General features: G+C 68.9%; 17 protein-coding genes. 9 read left to right on the top strand and 8 right to left on the bottom strand.

Going from position 1 to position 14,280, the window contains the following annotated elements; all coding sequences use genetic code 11:
* Positions 1-81: 81 nt before the first annotated feature.
* On the bottom strand, positions 82-981 hold the full coding sequence (locus Q0326_RS02190) for a LysR substrate-binding domain-containing protein (protein ID WP_298686614.1): 900 nt from the start codon (positions 979-981) through the stop codon (positions 82-84).
* Positions 982-1,090: 109 nt separating this feature from the next.
* Between Q0326_RS02190 and Q0326_RS02195 the strand changes: the two genes are divergently transcribed.
* The 4 genes from Q0326_RS02195 to Q0326_RS02210 all read left to right on the top strand — a co-directional run bounded on the left by Q0326_RS02195 (position 1,091) and on the right by Q0326_RS02210 (position 3,538).
* On the top strand, positions 1,091-1,633 hold the full coding sequence (locus Q0326_RS02195) for a peroxiredoxin (RefSeq protein ID WP_298686616.1): 543 nt from the start codon (positions 1,091-1,093) through the stop codon (positions 1,631-1,633).
* Between the two features lie 116 nt (positions 1,634-1,749).
* Complete coding sequence (locus Q0326_RS02200; RefSeq protein WP_298686618.1) at positions 1,750-2,268, top strand: carboxymuconolactone decarboxylase family protein; 519 nt, start codon at positions 1,750-1,752, stop codon at positions 2,266-2,268.
* A 218-nt stretch (positions 2,269-2,486) separates the two neighbouring features.
* A complete protein-coding gene (gene epsC / locus Q0326_RS02205) occupies positions 2,487-3,194 on the top strand; it encodes a serine O-acetyltransferase EpsC (RefSeq protein ID WP_298686620.1) in 708 nt (235 codons plus the stop codon).
* Entirely contained in the window at positions 3,191-3,538 is a 348-nt protein-coding gene (locus Q0326_RS02210) for a DUF2794 domain-containing protein (RefSeq protein WP_298686623.1), read from the top strand. Before epsC ends, Q0326_RS02210 begins: the two co-directional genes overlap by 4 nt.
* 105 nt (positions 3,539-3,643) lie before the next feature.
* On the opposite strand, the gene Q0326_RS02215 is transcribed toward Q0326_RS02210, so the two are convergent.
* The 5 genes from Q0326_RS02215 to Q0326_RS02235 all read right to left on the bottom strand — a co-directional run bounded on the left by Q0326_RS02215 (position 3,644) and on the right by Q0326_RS02235 (position 8,693).
* Positions 3,644-4,720, bottom strand: coding sequence for a hypothetical protein (locus tag Q0326_RS02215; RefSeq protein ID WP_298686625.1), 1,077 nt, complete (start codon positions 4,718-4,720; stop codon positions 3,644-3,646).
* A 178-nt stretch (positions 4,721-4,898) separates the two neighbouring features.
* Entirely contained in the window at positions 4,899-5,597 is a 699-nt protein-coding gene (phoB, locus tag Q0326_RS02220; protein ID WP_298686627.1) for a phosphate regulon transcriptional regulator PhoB, read from the bottom strand.
* Between the two features lies 1 nt (position 5,598).
* Complete coding sequence (gene phoU / locus Q0326_RS02225) at positions 5,599-6,309, bottom strand: phosphate signaling complex protein PhoU (protein ID WP_298686629.1); 711 nt, start codon at positions 6,307-6,309, stop codon at positions 5,599-5,601.
* A gap of 115 nt (positions 6,310-6,424) precedes the next feature.
* Positions 6,425-7,345 carry a substrate-binding domain-containing protein gene (locus tag Q0326_RS02230; protein WP_298686631.1) on the bottom strand — a complete coding sequence of 307 codons (921 nt, stop codon included), beginning with the start codon at positions 7,343-7,345 and terminating at the stop codon, positions 6,425-6,427.
* 106 nt (positions 7,346-7,451) lie between these two features.
* Positions 7,452-8,693, bottom strand: a complete 1,242-nt coding sequence (locus Q0326_RS02235; RefSeq protein WP_298686634.1) for an ATP-binding protein — start codon at positions 8,691-8,693, stop codon at positions 7,452-7,454.
* Between the two features lie 113 nt (positions 8,694-8,806).
* Between Q0326_RS02235 and Q0326_RS02240 the strand changes: the two genes are divergently transcribed.
* The 4 genes from Q0326_RS02240 to Q0326_RS02255 all read left to right on the top strand — a co-directional run bounded on the left by Q0326_RS02240 (position 8,807) and on the right by Q0326_RS02255 (position 11,510).
* Positions 8,807-9,235 carry a hypothetical protein gene (locus tag Q0326_RS02240; RefSeq protein WP_363303550.1) on the top strand — a complete coding sequence of 143 codons (429 nt, stop codon included), beginning with the start codon at positions 8,807-8,809 and terminating at the stop codon, positions 9,233-9,235.
* Positions 9,236-9,248: 13 nt separating this feature from the next.
* Positions 9,249-9,530, top strand: a complete 282-nt coding sequence (locus tag Q0326_RS02245; protein WP_298686636.1) for an HPr-rel-A system PqqD family peptide chaperone — start codon at positions 9,249-9,251, stop codon at positions 9,528-9,530.
* The gene (locus tag Q0326_RS02250) at positions 9,527-10,381 is read left to right on the top strand and encodes an HprK-related kinase A (protein ID WP_298686638.1); all 855 of its coding nucleotides are present in this window, start codon (positions 9,527-9,529) and stop codon (positions 10,379-10,381) included. Before Q0326_RS02245 ends, Q0326_RS02250 begins: the two co-directional genes overlap by 4 nt.
* Before the next feature lie 115 nt (positions 10,382-10,496).
* Positions 10,497-11,510 (top strand): nucleotidyltransferase family protein, encoded by a 1,014-nt coding sequence (locus Q0326_RS02255; protein WP_298686640.1) that lies wholly within the window; start codon positions 10,497-10,499, stop codon positions 11,508-11,510.
* Between the two features lie 99 nt (positions 11,511-11,609).
* On the opposite strand, the gene gph is transcribed toward Q0326_RS02255, so the two are convergent.
* On the bottom strand, positions 11,610-12,272 hold the full coding sequence (gph, locus tag Q0326_RS02260; protein WP_298686642.1) for a phosphoglycolate phosphatase: 663 nt from the start codon (positions 12,270-12,272) through the stop codon (positions 11,610-11,612).
* Positions 12,273-12,331: 59 nt separating this feature from the next.
* On the opposite strand from gph, the gene glmU reads away from it, so the two are divergent.
* Positions 12,332-13,699, top strand: coding sequence for a bifunctional UDP-N-acetylglucosamine diphosphorylase/glucosamine-1-phosphate N-acetyltransferase GlmU (gene glmU / locus Q0326_RS02265; protein ID WP_298686644.1), 1,368 nt, complete (start codon positions 12,332-12,334; stop codon positions 13,697-13,699).
* A gap of 68 nt (positions 13,700-13,767) precedes the next feature.
* On the opposite strand, the gene Q0326_RS02270 is transcribed toward glmU, so the two are convergent.
* Entirely contained in the window at positions 13,768-14,220 is a 453-nt protein-coding gene (locus tag Q0326_RS02270; RefSeq protein ID WP_298686646.1) for a hypothetical protein, read from the bottom strand.
* Between the last annotated feature and the right edge of the window lie 60 nt (positions 14,221-14,280).

Genomic DNA, 14,280 nt, shown 5'->3' on the forward strand with positions numbered 1-14,280 from the left:
CCGGGGCTCAGGCCTCAGCTCGCTATTCTGGCGTTGCGCGAGCGACGGCGTGCGGGCCTGCGCCGGGGAACTGGCAGAACGTCAGGCCGCATTCCTGAGCGCGTCCGCGAGCAGGACGAATTCCTTCGCCCTCGGGCTGCCCTTGCGCCACGCCAGCGCGATCCGCCGTGACGGCTTCTCGGTGTCGAGCGGGCGGGTGATCACGCCGGTGCCGTTGAGGATGCCCGCCGCGATCGCCATTTCGGGGAGCAGCGTCACCCCCAGGCCATTGTCGACCATCTGCACCAGCGTGTGCAGCGAGGTGCCGAGCATCGTCGCCTCGGCACCGAGATCCGGCCGGTTGCACGCCGCCAGCGCATGATCCTTGAGGCAGTGCCCGTCCTCGAGCAGCAGCAGCGAGTGCTCATCGATCGCATCCGACGGGATGCTGAGCGGATAGTCATCCTCGCGCGATTTCTGGAAGGCGAGATACAGCCTGTCGTCGAACAGGTCGGCCGAGTCGACCTCGCCGCACCGATAGGGCAGCGCCAGAAGCACGCAGTCGAGCCGCCCCCGCTGGAGCGAATCGCACGCCGACGCGGTCACCTCCTCGCGCAGATATAGCTTCAGGTCGGGCCAGTCGGCGCGCAGCTTGGGCAGCAAGCGCGGCAGCAGGAACGGCGCGATCGTCGGGATCACCCCCATCCGCAGCTCGCCCGACAGCGGCTTGCCCGCCGTCCGCGCAAGATCCGTGAGATTTTCGGCCTCGGCCATCACGCGCCGCGCCTGCTTGGCGATCAGCTCGCCGACCGGGGTGAATCGCACGACGCGACGCGTCCGCTCGACCAGCGTCAACTCGAGCAGCGATTCGAGCTCGCGAAGACCCGCCGACAGCGTCGACTGCGTCACGAAACATGCCTCGGCCGCGTTGCCGAAATGGCCATGTTCCTGCAGCGCAATCAGATATTGCAGCTGCTTCAGCGTCGGGACGTAGATGCTCATGAAATAAGTTTTTCGATCATAGCGCGTGGAATAATCGATTTGCTCGACGATATGCAATGCTGCAAAGCGGCATTGTGATTTTCGCATCTGCACACAGGAGACCAAATTCATGCTGACCGTTGGCGATAAGTTCCCCGCCCTGACCCTCCCCGTGCAGCAGGGCGTCGCAGCGCTTCCCAATGGCGAGACGATCGACACCGGCGAGACCGGTGGCAAGTGGAAGGTCGTGTTCTTCTGGCCGAAGGATTTCACCTTCATCTGCCCGACCGAGATCATCGGCTATGGCGACCTCAAGAGCGACTTCGAGGATCGCGACGCGGTGCTGATCGGCGCCTCGACCGACACCGACTTCGTCCATTTCGCGTGGCGCAAGTCCGACGAGCGTCTCGAGAAGTGCGACTTCCCGTGGATCGCCGACAATTCGAAGAAGCTCGCATCGGCGCTGGGCATCGTCGCCGAGCCCGAGGGCGTCGCGTTCCGCGCGACCTTCATCGTCGATCCGCACAATGTCATCCAGCATGTCACGGTCAACGGCCTCAACCAGGGCCGCAACCCGGCCGAGGCGCTTCGCGTCCTCGACGCGCTGCAGACCGACGAGCTCTGCCCCTGCAACTGGTCGTCGGGCGAAGAGGTTCTGAAGCCCGCCGCCTGATCGGCGCGCTTCAATCCAGCTAGCGCGGTCGGGCTCCCCCCTCCTTGACCGGCCGCGCTCCACTGGGGCGCGCAGGCTCAGGCTTGCGCGCCCCTTTCCATGAATAGGATATTGCCATGTCGCTCAAGACGCTCGCCGAGGCCCTGCCCGATTACGCCAAGGACATCCGGCTCAACGTCGGTTCGCTGCTCTCCGACCAGACGCTGGGCGACCAGCGCAAATATGGCCTGCTGCTCAGCTGCGCGCATGGCACCGGCTACAAGCCCGTCGTCGCGGCCGCCGAAGCCGAATGCGAAGGCAAGCTGACCCCGGAGGCCGCCAATGCGGCGCGCGCGGCGGCGGCGGTCATGGCGATGAACAACGTCTATTATCGCTTCGTCCATCTCGCCTCGAACCCCGAATATGGCACGCTGCCGGCGAAGCTGCGGATGAACGTGATCGGCAATCCCGGCATCGACAAGGCCGACTTCGAGCTGTTCAGCCTTGCGGTCTCCGCGATGAATGGCTGCGGCATGTGCATCGACAGCCATGAGAAGGTGCTCAAACAGCATGGCGTCGCCTCCGATGCGATCCAGGCTGGCGCCCGCGTCGCCGCGGTGATCAAGGCGCTGGCGACGATCCACGCCACGCTGTGAGGCGATGACATCCTCCCCAAGCATCGCATGGGGAGGGTGACCGCCGGCGAAGCCGGTGGTGGAGGGGCGGCGGCGGCACACCGCCGTCTGCGACGGCGGCCCCTCCACCGCCCTGCGGCGGTCTTCCTCCCCATCGCAGATGGGAAGGTTTGCGGGCGCCCCCTCGCAATTCCCGCACCGATCGCCTAAATAGCGCGCGGTCCAAGGGGAGCTTCGCCATGCCGAGCCGGCTGGTTGCCTATCTCGATTCCATCAAGGCGCGCGATCCCGCGCCGCGCACGCGCTGGGAAGTGCTCCTCTATCCAGGCGTTTGGGCGCTCGGCTACCACCGCATCGCGCACGCGCTGTTCGGCGCGCGGCTGTTTTTTCTCGCGCGGCTGGTCAACCATTGGTCGCGGCTGTGGACCGCGATCGACATTCATCCGGGCGCCACGATCGGCCGCAACTTCTTCATCGACCACGGCTTCAGCGTGATCGGCGAGACGTCGGTGATCGGCGACGATGTGACGATCTATCAGAATGTCACGCTGGGCGGCACCAACCCCGTCAACGGCAGGCCAGGCAAACGCCACCCCACCATCCTCGACGGCGCGGTGATCGGATCGGGCGCGCAGGTGCTCGGGCCGATCACCGTCGGCGAAGGCTCGCGCATCGGTGCCAATGCGGTCGTCACGCGCGACGTGCCGGCGGGCGCCACGATGGTCGGCATCCCGGCCAAGTCGACGCTGGTCGATGCGACCGAGACGCAGCGCTTCACCCCTTATGGTACGATCTGCAGCGAGCAGCATGATCCCGCAACGCAAAAGCTCGAATTGCTGCGCTGCGAACTCGAGCAGTTGCGCAAGCGGGTCGACGAAGTGATCGGCGAGCGCGATGACGCGCGCGCGATGCTGGCGCGGCGCGATCCCGATCGGGAGAGTGCGTGAGCGCAGTCGTCACGCCGTTTCCGGGCGGCCCGTCGCGGGCGACCCAGGTCGGCTTCGAGCGCGCCGAGCTGGCGCGCATTCTCGATCTCTATGGGCGAATGGTCGCGGCGGGGCATTGGAAGGATTATGCGATCGATCTCGGTCGCGACGCGGCGATCTTCTCCGCCTTCCGCCGCACCGCCGAGCGTCCCGAATTCCGCATCGAGAAGCGGCCCGCGCTCCGCCAGCGCCAGGGCATGTGGGCGCTGGTCGGCGAACATGGTGCCGTGCTCAAGCGCGGCGCCGATCTCGGGCCCGTGCTGGCGCCGGTCGAGCGAAAGCTGCTCAAGCTCGTCGAGGACTGAGGGATCGACGGTGCAGGCTGAGGCCCAGGCCCGTTGTTGGTGGCAGGCGTCGCGGTCGATCAGCAGGGTGAGGCCTGGACCCCGGCGTGTGCCGGGGAGCGGGCGTCAGGCCGATCGCGCCACGACCACCGACGCCGCGGGCAGGCGCACCCGCACCCCCTCGGGCAGCATCGCCAGCACCGCCGCGCGCACGCTCGTCCAATAGGCCGACAGCAGCAGCAGCGCCGAGCCCAGTACGAGCGCGGTCAGCGCGACGTTCAGGCTGAGCGCGCCGAATTCGCGGAACAGCGACGACAGCGCGTAGAGCACATAGGCCAGAGCCGAGACCATCAGCGCACGCCGGTCGATCGCCAGCGCGACCAGCCCGAGCAGTACGTACAGCAGTATCACCACACCGGCACCGCCGAGCCCCGCGCCGCCGCCGGGCAGCCCCATCATCGCGAACACCGGGTGGACGATCAACGGCGCCGCCAGCAGGTGCAGCCAGAAGGCGACATCGGCGCGCCGCGTCTCGCGCTGGGGATCGCTCATGTCCCAGCGCATCGCCAGCGCGAACACGCACAGACCGGCGAGGACGGCGGGGAGCGTCAGATGCTCGCGGAACGCCGGCAGCGCGGCGCTCAGCAGGCCGAGCACCACCGACACCAGCGCCGCGGCACCCGCCGCGATCGTGATCGGGACATGAAAGCGGCGCCAGTGGACATAGGCGCCGACCGCGGCGATCAACGCCGCCCCCGCGACGATCAGCGAGAAGGGCGCGACGCCCATCGTGACGCTGCTGCTGGTTCCGACGATCGCGAAGGCGAGCGCCATGGCGGCGGCGAACAATCCGCCGACGAACGCAACCAGCAGCAGGATCGACGGCAGCGCTAGCCGTCGCCGCGCGGTGAACATCTCGGCGAGCGGCCACGCGACGGCCGCGACGAACAGCCCGCCGAGCGGGCCGGGCGTGTTGGCAAGACCGAGCGGGATCGCCAGGCCGATCCAGCCGACCGCGACGAGCAGCAGGATGCTCGCGATCGACACGAAGATGTCGTTGAACCCCGAGACCAGCCGAAAATGTTCTTCGTCGACCAGCGCGGTGCGGTTGCGCGCGGCGAGGAAGCCGCGCATCCGCTCGACCGTCGGCCGGTCCACCACGCCCGCGGCCACCGCCGCCTCGAGATCGTCGTCGCTGAACATGCTGGTCCTCCTGCCGAGAGGATAAGCGCACTGTGTTAGATGGGCAATACGCTTGTTGCCGGATGCGGCCCCCCCTGAAAGGGAGGGGTAGGGGGTGGATTCGTCTGGGGCTGGCGGAAGGTCTTCTGCAGAGACGAACCCACCCCCAACCCCTCCCTTTTAGGGAGGGGAACAAGGCTCAGCCCTGCGCCTCGCTGTCGAGCGCATAGCCTGCCGAGCGCACCGTCCGGATGATGTCGGGCATCGCGCCGTCGTCGTTGATCGCCTTGCGCAGGCGGCGGATGTGGACGTCGACGGTGCGCGGCTCGATGTCGGCCTCGCGACCCCAGACCGAATCGAGCAGGCGTTCGCGCGAGAAGACGCGGCCGGGATGTTCGAGGAAATGCCGCAGCAGCCGGAATTCGGTCGGCCCGAGCGCGATCCCCGAACCATCGCGGCGGACCTTATGACCGACCAGGTCCATCTCGATGCCGCCATATTCGAGCCGCTCGCCGGCCAAGGCCGGGCGCACCCGACGCAACACCGCCGCGACGCGCGCGATCAGCTCGCGCGGCGAAAAAGGCTTGGTGACATAGTCGTCGGCGCCGGTCTCGAGACCGCGCACCCGATCCTCTTCCTCGCCGCGCGCGGTGAGCATGATGATCGGGACATTGGCGGTCTCGGCGCGGCGGCGCAGGCGGCGGCACACCTCGATCCCCGAAATGCCTTCGACCATCCAGTCGAGCAGAACCAGATCGGGCACGTTTTCCGACGCGAGCAGCAGGGCTTCCTCGCCATCCGGGGTGCGCTCGACCGTGAAGCCGTCGCGTTCGAGATGGAAGGAGACGAGTTCCGCGAGCGCGGCATCGTCCTCGACGAGCAGGACGCGGCCGGGCATTTCAGGTGCGCTCCGCCATCGCGGCATAGGGATCTGGACCGCGCGGGCGGTCGACGAGCTGGTCGCCGGTCGCGGCGAAATAGACCATTTCCGCGATATTGGTCGCATGATCGCCAATCCGCTCGAGATTCTTGGCGATGAAGAGGAGATGCGCCGACTGCGTGATGCTGGTCGGATTTTCCATCATGTAGGTCAGCAGCGTGCGGAACAGGCTGTTGTAGAAATCGTCGACATGCCGGTCCGATTCTTGGACGAGCACCGCCGCCTTGGCGTCGCGTGCGGCATAGGCGTCGAGCGCGCCGCGGACCATGTCGCTGACCGAGCGCGCCATCGCCGGCAGGATCGCCATCGGCTCCGAATTGCGCAGCTCGGCCAGCAGCGGCACACGCTTGGCGATGTTCTTGGCATAATCGCCGATGCGCTCGATCACGCCCGAGATCTTGAGCGCGGCGACCGCGTCGCGCAGATCGTCCGCCATCGGCGCACGCAGCGCGATCAGGCGGATCACCTGGCGCTCGACCTCGGCCTCGAGTTCGTCGATCTTGCGATCCTCCTCGACGATCCGCGCCGCGGTATCGAGATCGAGCCGTGCCAGCGCTTCGATACTGGCGGCGATCGCGGCTTCGGCGCGGCCGCCCATTTCCGATACGAGGCCGCGGATCTGCCCGAGATCGCTGTCGAACGCTTTGACCGTGTGGCCGGTGGTCGCCATCGTGAAATCCCCAGTCGATGCCGCCCGAGACTAGCCGGCGGATGCGGCAGGCGAAAGGGCGCGCTTGTTCGTGGGGCGCTCTGCACGCCGATTGTTACAATATCGAGAAGCGTCGTCAGCGGCCGCCGATCCGAAGCAACGCGCGCCGTGTCTCGCGGGCGTTGGCAAGCGGCACCAGCCCTTGCGTGGCAAAGGCACCAGCCGGCATCACGCCATCGGCATAATAGCCGAGCAGACGTGGCAATGCAGGCACGTGCGCCGCCTCGTCGGGCTTGGCGAGCAGGAACAGCGGCGCGCTGGCAGGATAGCGGTTGGTCGCGATCGTGGCGGGTGTCGGCGAAACGCCGTCGAGCGTCAGGAAACGTAGCGCATCCCGGTGCAGCCATGCCTGTGCATAGGGGAGCAGGCCGACCGCGGCAGGCGCTGCAATCACGGCGCGCGCGACCCGCTCCGCATCGGCGCCGTAGCCGGTATAGGCACCATCATGACGAATATGTGACGCATCGGTCGGCGGCAGAAGGTCAGACACGCCGTCGGCGATCGCGGGGTCGGGGGCGGGACCGATGAGGCGGATCAGCGTCGCGGGCAAAACAGGGTCGACCTGCGACCAGCTCTTGGCGTTCGTCGTGAGCGCGGCGGTGAGCGCCGACCGCGTGAGCGGCAGGTTCGGGCCATGCTTTGCGGTGACGAGCACTAGCGCGGTGAAGCCGATCGGCACGCGTGCAACGCGCGTCACGCCATTGGCGGCGCAGCGCTGGGTTTCGGCGGGCGTCATGTCGCGCGTGGCGAGGACAAGGTCGGGGTGGCGGCGCCCCGGACCGTCGCAGAAGCGCGCGATGCCTTCGCCGGTCCCTCCGGCGCGGACCAGCGGCGCGATCGCCTCGGCATCCTCCCGCATCAATCGCTCGGCCGCGCTGGACGAGAAGGGGAAGCCCGCGCTCGACCCGACGATGTGGATTTGATGCGGGGCGCGCGGCGGCGACTTGCCGCACGCGGCGAGCGCACTCAGCAGGGCTAGGAAGACGGTTCGACGCATGGCCCCTGCCTAGCGCGACAGGCGGGGCGCACAAGTGCGGGGCGTCAGCCTCGGGAAAGCCGGCACGCGGCCCACCGTCGCTCGTCACCGGGGCAACCGCGATGGATTACTCGGCCGCCGCCGCGTTTCGCGCTTCGACCAGCGCTGGCAGCAGCACCGTGACGGTCGTGCCGACGCCCTGCGTGCTCGCTATATCGAGCCGGCCGCGATGGCGTTCGACGATGTGCTTGACGATCGCGAGACCGAGCCCGGTGCCCCCCGCCGCGCGGCTGCGGCCCGGGTCGACGCGGTAGAAGCGTTCGGTCAGCCGGGGCAGGTGACGCGGCGGGATGCCGTCGCCCTCGTCGGCCACCGCGAGCCGCACCATGCCGCCGGCATCCCGCGCGACCGAGACGCGCACCGGCTTGGCGGCATCGCCATATTTGAGCGCGTTGCCGATCAGATTGTGGAGCAGCTGCGACAGCTGCGCGCGGTCGCCCGAAACCGGCGGGAGTCCGTCCTCGATCGCCAATGTGATCCGCGCCGCATCGCTGCGGCTGCCGCGCAGCGTGTCGGCGGTTTCCCGTGCGAGCGCGCCGAGCGGCACGGCGTCGGCGGGGGCACGGTGCTTGTCGGCCTCGATCCGCGAGAGCGAGATCAGGTCGTCGACCAGCCGCTGCATCCGTCGCGCCTCGCCTGCCATGATAGCGAGAAAGCGGATCCGGATCGTCGCGTCGTCGGGGCCGTTGGCATCTTCGAGCGTCTCGATGAAGCCGATCAGGCTGGCGAGCGGGGTGCGCAGCTCATGGCTGGCGTTTGCGACGAAATCGACGCGCATCCGCTCGGTCGCGCGTGTCGCGCTATGATCGCTCAACCGCACCAGTCGCGTCGTCGGCCCGAGCGGGAGCACCGACAGCGTCCACACGCGGTCGGCGTCGCCGAGCCCGATTAGCTCGACGCTGCCGCCCGCATGGCCGTCGCGGGTGAGCAATTCGGTCGCGGCCGGGTGGCGGATCGCAAGGCGGATATCGTCATCGACGACATGCTCGCCGAGCGCCGCGATCGCCGCCGCATTGGCGCGAACGACCTGTCGACCCTCGACGAGCAGCAGCGGATCGTCGACCGCGCCCAGCACGTCTTCGACGCGAGGTTCGGAGGGGGAGGGCGATGCCGCAGGAACGGCGTCGCGTGCCGGACCGATCTCGGTGCTGGCCCACATCCGTGCGAGCCATAGCAGCAACGTCAGGCCGACGCCGCCAAGCACACCCGCGGTGATACCAAGCGGTTCGCTGCCCGCGGCGATCGCCAGCGCCAGCCCCGACGACAGCGCCAGCACCCCCATGACCGCCGTAAACCCGATCCGCTCCATTCCGTGGTCGCTCCGTCCCGCTTTGTGTCGCCTCGTCGAGCGCGACGCGCGCAGCCCCTTATGATGCGCTCCAAATGTCGTTATGGAAGGCCCGTAGACGCAATGGGGGTGTGATGGCGCAAGATTATGACAGGCCGGAGAAAAGCCTGGTCGGCGCCGCGTCGGATCGCCCCGCGACCCGCGGCCGGCGCGGCGTGCTGATGCTCGGCGCGGCGGCGGCAAGCACCGTCGTCACGATCCGGCCGGCATTGGCGTCGACCGCCGCGTCGGTCCTCAACTGCAAGATCCCGATCCCCGATCCGGCCCACAACGGGCAATATGTCGCGAGCGACGGCAAGCTCGTCGCGCCCGGCACGCAGGGTGCGTTCGCGCCGCCGCCGCGCCCGCTGACCGGCGACGAGGCGCGCAAGATGATCGGCGGCCAGACTCCCGCGGGCATCGACCCGTCGGCGCGCGAGGCCTATGTCAATTATATCCGGCGGCTGCAGCACGGCACCAGCGGCTTCACCTGCTACGCCTCGCTGCAGGCGCCGCGGCCCTGACCGGGGCGCGGACATGACCGACCCCGTATATGCCGTCGATCCGCCCAGCGTGCGGCTCGCGGTGCCGCTCGATGCGCTCATCGCGGTCTATCATCGGCCGTCGGGGGCAACGCATTTGTTGGCGGCGCCATCGCCCGAACTGCTCGACGCGCTCGCGGACGGCCCGGCCGATGCGGCGTCGCTCCGTGATCGTCTCGCCGCGCACTATGATCTGAATGGCGAGGATGACGCGGTTGGCGCGATCGCCGCGCGGATGGAGGAACTCGTCGCTGCGGGGCTCGCCTGGCGGGCATGAGGCATAGCCACGCGCTGCGGATCGGACCGGTCGGTTTCCGCGTCGGGTCGACCTGGCGCGCCCCGATTACGGCTTTGCGCGGCCTATATGCCGGCTATCCGACGCTGAAGGCCGAGGTGCCCGACCTGACCGTACGGCTCTATCCAGAGCGGCCGTGGCGACGCTGGCTGCGACCGTCGGTCGCGATCGGCGGCGATTTCTGGCTGCCCGACGCCGCGCCGCTGCCGCTCGCGCAAGGCCTGCTCGCCGCCGAGATGGGGATGAACCTGCAGGTCGCACTGGGCTGGCGGCGGCATCTGCTGCTGCATTGCTCGGCGGTCGAGCGAGACGGGCGCGTGCTGCTGATGTCGGGCGCCAGCGGTTCGGGCAAGTCGACGCTGGCGACCTTGCTGGCGCTGGCGGGCTGGCGCTTTCTCGGTGATGAATTTGCGTTCGTGGCGCTGGACGATGGTGCGATCCATCCGTTCCCGCGTGCCGCCAGCTTGAAGAACGAGGCGGTGGCGGCGGTGCGCGCGGCGGGCGGGATGGTCGGGCCGGTGCTCGCGGGCACGCCCAAGGGGACTATCGGCTATTGGCGCCCGCCCGAGACCGCGATCTCGCGGATGACGGACGCCGCACCGCCCAAATTGCTGCTGTTCCCGCGCTTCGGCGAGCCCGAGCGGGTCGAGACTATGGCGCCGAGCGAAACCTTCGTGCGGCTGACCCAGGCCTCGACCAACTATGTGACGCTGGGCCAGACGGGCTTCTCGGCGCTGACCCGTCTGGTGCAGACCGTGCCGGCGCTGGCGATCGGCTATCCGGACAGCGCCGCGGGGCTGGCGTTGGTCGAGCGGCTGTGGAGCGCGGCGTGAGGCAGGACACGCCTGTTTACCGGCGAAAGCCGGGGCCCAGGGGCTTCGGGCGCGGCGTTCGCATCTCTCGCCCGCGGCGTTTGCCGGGGAACCGCTGGTATCTGGTCGCCGCCCGATGAGCCACGCCGCCCGCCTGCTTGTCGCCGCGCTGCGCGATCCGACCAGCGTCGCGACGCTCGGCGCCGACGACTGGACCGCGCTGCTCACCGCGGCGCGCGCCGAGCGGCTGATCGGGACGCTCGCGCACCGGCTGGATACGCGCGCCGTGCCGCCTGGGGTCGCGCGCATCCTTGCCGACGCCGCCGAGGGCGCCGCGCAGGAACGCCGTGCCGCGCTGTGGGAGGCCGAGATGGCGCGCCGGGCGCTCGCCCCTCTGGGCGTGCCGGTCGTGCTGCTGAAGGGCACCGCCTTCGTCGCGGCGGGGCTGGATGCGGGGCAGGGACGGTCGATCGGCGACCTCGACATCCTCGTGCCCCGCGCCGACTTGCCCGCGGTCGAGGCGGCGCTGCTCGACGCGGGCTGGGAATGGGTGAAAGACGACGCCTATGACGACGCCTATTATCGCCGCTGGATGCACGAGCTGCCGCCGCTGATCCACCGCGACCGCGACCGGATGATCGACGTCCACCACACCATCCTGCCGCCGACCGCGCGACCGACGCCGGATGCCGCCGCGCTGCTCGCCGACGCGGTGCCGCTGGGCAACGGTCTGTCGATACTGTCGCCCGCCGACATGATCGTCCACGCTGCCGTACATCTGTTCGGCGACGGCGATCTTGCCGGCGGGCTGCGCAATCTATGGGATATCGACCGGCTTCTGCGCGAATATGACGGTACCGATTTCTGGGCGGCGCTGGCCGCGCGCGCGGGCCACCACCAGCTGCGGCGGGAAGTCGGCCGCGCAGTCCGGCTCGCTCACGATCTCTATGCTACGCCCATCCCGCCGAACTGGCGTGTGCGCCGTGGCGCAGATGCGCTCTACCGCCGCCGCCTCGTCGCCCGCGACGGCTGGGGACGCCAGCCGTATCCGTTCACGCGGCTTGGCTTCTACGTCCGCTCGCACTGGCTGCGCATGCCGCCGGCGATGCTGGCGCGGCATCTCTGGGTCAAGGCGCGGCGGGCGCGCTAGCGGTTCCCCGGCGCAGGCCGGGGCCCAGGCCCGAGATCGCTGCGACAGCGCACCACCCGCCACCGGCTCCGGACCTGGGCCCCGGCTTTCGCCGGGGAACTACATGGCTTCCAGCGTCTGGAGCAGCTCGTCCCAATGGTCGATCACGCGGTCGGCGCCGAGGTCGCCTACCGGACGATCCGCGAAGCCGAAGCTGAGCGCGACGCACGGCACGCCCGCTGCCTTCGCCGTATCCGTGTCCGTGATCGAGTCGCCGACGAACGCGGCCGGGCCGCCGCCCGCGCGCGCGATCGCCTCGAGCAGCGGCGCGGGATCGGGCTTGCGCACCGACAGCGTATCGCCGCCGACCACCGCGGCGAACCGGCTCTCCCAGCCGACCGCACGCAGGAAGATGTGGGTCAGACCCTCGAGCTTGTTGGTGCAGATCGCGATCGCAATTCCCGCGGCCTCCAGTGCGGCGAGCGCCTGCTCGACGCCGGGGAAGGGCCGACTATGGTCGGCGATATGCGCCTCGTAATATGCGAGGAAGATCGGGAAACCTTCGTCCACCAGCGCTTCGGAGACCGCGCCCGTCGCCACCAGCCCTTTGCGCAGCAGCGCCTTGGCGCCGTGGCCGACCATGTGGCGGACGTCCTCGGCGGGTACCGGCGGCCGGCCGAGTTCACCCAGCGCATGGTTGAGCGCGGCAGTGAGGTCGGGCGCGGTGTCGGCGAGCGTGCCGTCGAGATCGAACACGACGGTCTTGAAGCGGATGGCGGTCATGGCCGGGCGATGGCGGCGGGTGCTGGAATAAGCAAGCGCGCCGTGCCATTCCCCGCGCCATGACAGAGATCGCCACCCCCCGCCCGTTCGCCGCCATCGTCCTCGCCGCCGGCAAGGGCACACGGATGAAGTCCGATCGCCACAAGGTGCTTCATCCGATCGCGGGGCGGCCGATGCTGCTGCATCTGCTCGCCGGGATCGAAGCGTTGGCCCCAGTCGCCGAGGTCGTGGTGGTCGGTGCCGGGCGCGAGCAGGTCGAGGCGGCGGTCAAGGACCGCGGCGCGCGCGTTGCGCTGCAGGAGCCGCAACTCGGCACCGCCCATGCCGTCGCGCAGGCCGAGGCCGCGCTCGACGGCTTCGATGGCGACATCCTGATCCTTTATGGCGACGTGCCGCTGGTCCGGACCGAAACCTGCGCGCGGCTGCTCGCGCGGCTGCACGAGTCGGACACGCCTGCCGCCGTGGTGCTCGGCTTCCGCCCCGCCGACCCGCTTGCCTACGGCCGCATCCTGCTCGACGAGCATGGCATGATCGCGCGCATGGTCGAGTATAAGGACGCGACCGAGGCCGAGCGCGGCGTCGACCTGTGCAATTCGGGGCTGATGGCGGTGCGCGCCGCCGACCTGTGGCCGCTGCTCGCGCGCGTCGGCAGCGACAATGCCGCGGGCGAGCAGTATCTGCCCGACATCGTCATGCTGGCGCTGGCGGATGGCCGCGCCTCGGCGGTGGTCGAGGCCGAAGCCTGGGAGGTCGCCGGCGTCAACAGCCGTGCCGAGCTCGCCGAGGTCGAGGAGGCCTGGCAGGCGCGGCGCCGCGCGCAGGCGATGGCCGACGGCGCCAGCCTGGTCGCGCCGCACACGGTCTGGTTCGCCTGGGACACCGCGATCGGCCGCGACGTCACGATCGAACCCAATGTCGTCTTCGGCCCCGGCGTGACCGTCGCCGACGGTGTCGCGATCAAGGCGTTCAGCCATTTCGAAGGCGCGAGGATCGAGGCCGGCGCGCAGGTCGGCCCGTTCGCACGGCTGCGGCCCGGCGCGGTGATCGGGGCGGATGCGCATGTCGGCAATTTCGTCGAAGTCAAGAACGTCACGATGGGGGCGGGGGCCAAGGCCAACCATCTGGCCTATCTGGGCGACGGCGAGGTCGGCGCCAAGGCGAACATCGGCGCGGGCACGATCTTCTGCAATTACGATGGCTTCTTCAAGAATCGCACGGTGGTCGGCGAGGGCGCGTTCATCGGCTCGAACAGCGCGCTGGTGGCACCGGTGACGATCGGACGCGGCGCGATAGTCGCGGCGGGCTCGACCGTCACCGAGGACGTCGCCGCCGACGCGCTCGCGCTGGTCCGCCCCGCGCAGCAGGAGAAGCCGGGCTGGGCGGCGCGGTTCAGGGCGCGCAGTGCGGCGAAGAAGGCGGAGAGCTGACGGGGGGGGCTGCCCTCGCGCAAGCTTGAGCAGGATGTCGCACGGACGATTTCGGGTCGGCCGCCTGCTTATGTCAGTTTGACGAAGGGTGCCAAGCTCGCGAGGATCTTGGTCGTATCGAACGGTGCCATTATCAGGAACTCACCTTTCTCGGTGTGGATACTCAAGCCGGACAGTTTGATAAGCGGGCCCTTCTTGACGCGCTCGACCGCCAAAATGTCCGCATATGGAAACACCATCCGCTCGATGCCCTGATAAAGCGGGATCTTGATGATGGCGGCGGGTTTGAATTCGACGCTGTCGTCGGAAACAATGACCAGCCCGGGAAAGAACATTCCGCCCCACAGCTTTTTCATGACGACGTTCTGGAAGTCCATGGCGGGCTTCATCAGTGCGTTGCCGGTAGCCGCGCCGAGCGCCTTCAAGGCATAGCCCGCAAGCTCGTTCAATCCGCCGTCCGGAAAGACCGCGTTGATCCTTTGGGTGAAATTGTCGCCATAGCTGGCGACGACGGTGCCCATTCGCTCCCTCCCATGAGTCGTCATTATCAAAAGACTCACGGGCCTATAGTAATCCAACGT

This window comes from uncultured Sphingomonas sp. (assembly GCF_937859915.1).
Taxonomy (GTDB): domain Bacteria; phylum Pseudomonadota; class Alphaproteobacteria; order Sphingomonadales; family Sphingomonadaceae; genus Solisphingomonas.

Excerpts from the sequence above, each read along its gene's own strand:
- Q0326_RS02190 (WP_298686614.1), bottom strand. The coding sequence starts at position 981 with ATGAGCATCTACGTCCCGACGCTGAAGCAGCTGCAATATCTGATTGCG.
- Q0326_RS02195 (WP_298686616.1), top strand. The coding sequence starts at position 1,091 with ATGCTGACCGTTGGCGATAAGTTCCCCGCCCTGACCCTCCCCGTGCAG.
- Q0326_RS02200 (WP_298686618.1), top strand. The coding sequence starts at position 1,750 with ATGTCGCTCAAGACGCTCGCCGAGGCCCTGCCCGATTACGCCAAGGAC.
- epsC (WP_298686620.1), top strand. The coding sequence starts at position 2,487 with ATGCCGAGCCGGCTGGTTGCCTATCTCGATTCCATCAAGGCGCGCGAT.
- Q0326_RS02215 (WP_298686625.1), bottom strand. The coding sequence starts at position 4,720 with ATGTTCAGCGACGACGATCTCGAGGCGGCGGTGGCCGCGGGCGTGGTG.
- phoB (WP_298686627.1), bottom strand. The coding sequence starts at position 5,597 with ATGCCCGGCCGCGTCCTGCTCGTCGAGGACGATGCCGCGCTCGCGGAA.
- phoU (WP_298686629.1), bottom strand. The coding sequence starts at position 6,309 with ATGGCGACCACCGGCCACACGGTCAAAGCGTTCGACAGCGATCTCGGG.
- Q0326_RS02230 (WP_298686631.1), bottom strand. The coding sequence starts at position 7,345 with ATGCGTCGAACCGTCTTCCTAGCCCTGCTGAGTGCGCTCGCCGCGTGC.
- Q0326_RS02235 (WP_298686634.1), bottom strand. The coding sequence starts at position 8,693 with ATGGAGCGGATCGGGTTTACGGCGGTCATGGGGGTGCTGGCGCTGTCG.
- Q0326_RS02240 (WP_363303550.1), top strand. The coding sequence starts at position 8,807 with ATGGCGCAAGATTATGACAGGCCGGAGAAAAGCCTGGTCGGCGCCGCG.
- Q0326_RS02245 (WP_298686636.1), top strand. The coding sequence starts at position 9,249 with ATGACCGACCCCGTATATGCCGTCGATCCGCCCAGCGTGCGGCTCGCG.
- Q0326_RS02250 (WP_298686638.1), top strand. The coding sequence starts at position 9,527 with ATGAGGCATAGCCACGCGCTGCGGATCGGACCGGTCGGTTTCCGCGTC.
- Q0326_RS02255 (WP_298686640.1), top strand. The coding sequence starts at position 10,497 with ATGAGCCACGCCGCCCGCCTGCTTGTCGCCGCGCTGCGCGATCCGACC.
- gph (WP_298686642.1), bottom strand. The coding sequence starts at position 12,272 with ATGACCGCCATCCGCTTCAAGACCGTCGTGTTCGATCTCGACGGCACG.
- glmU (WP_298686644.1), top strand. The coding sequence starts at position 12,332 with ATGACAGAGATCGCCACCCCCCGCCCGTTCGCCGCCATCGTCCTCGCC.
- Q0326_RS02270 (WP_298686646.1), bottom strand. The coding sequence starts at position 14,220 with ATGGGCACCGTCGTCGCCAGCTATGGCGACAATTTCACCCAAAGGATC.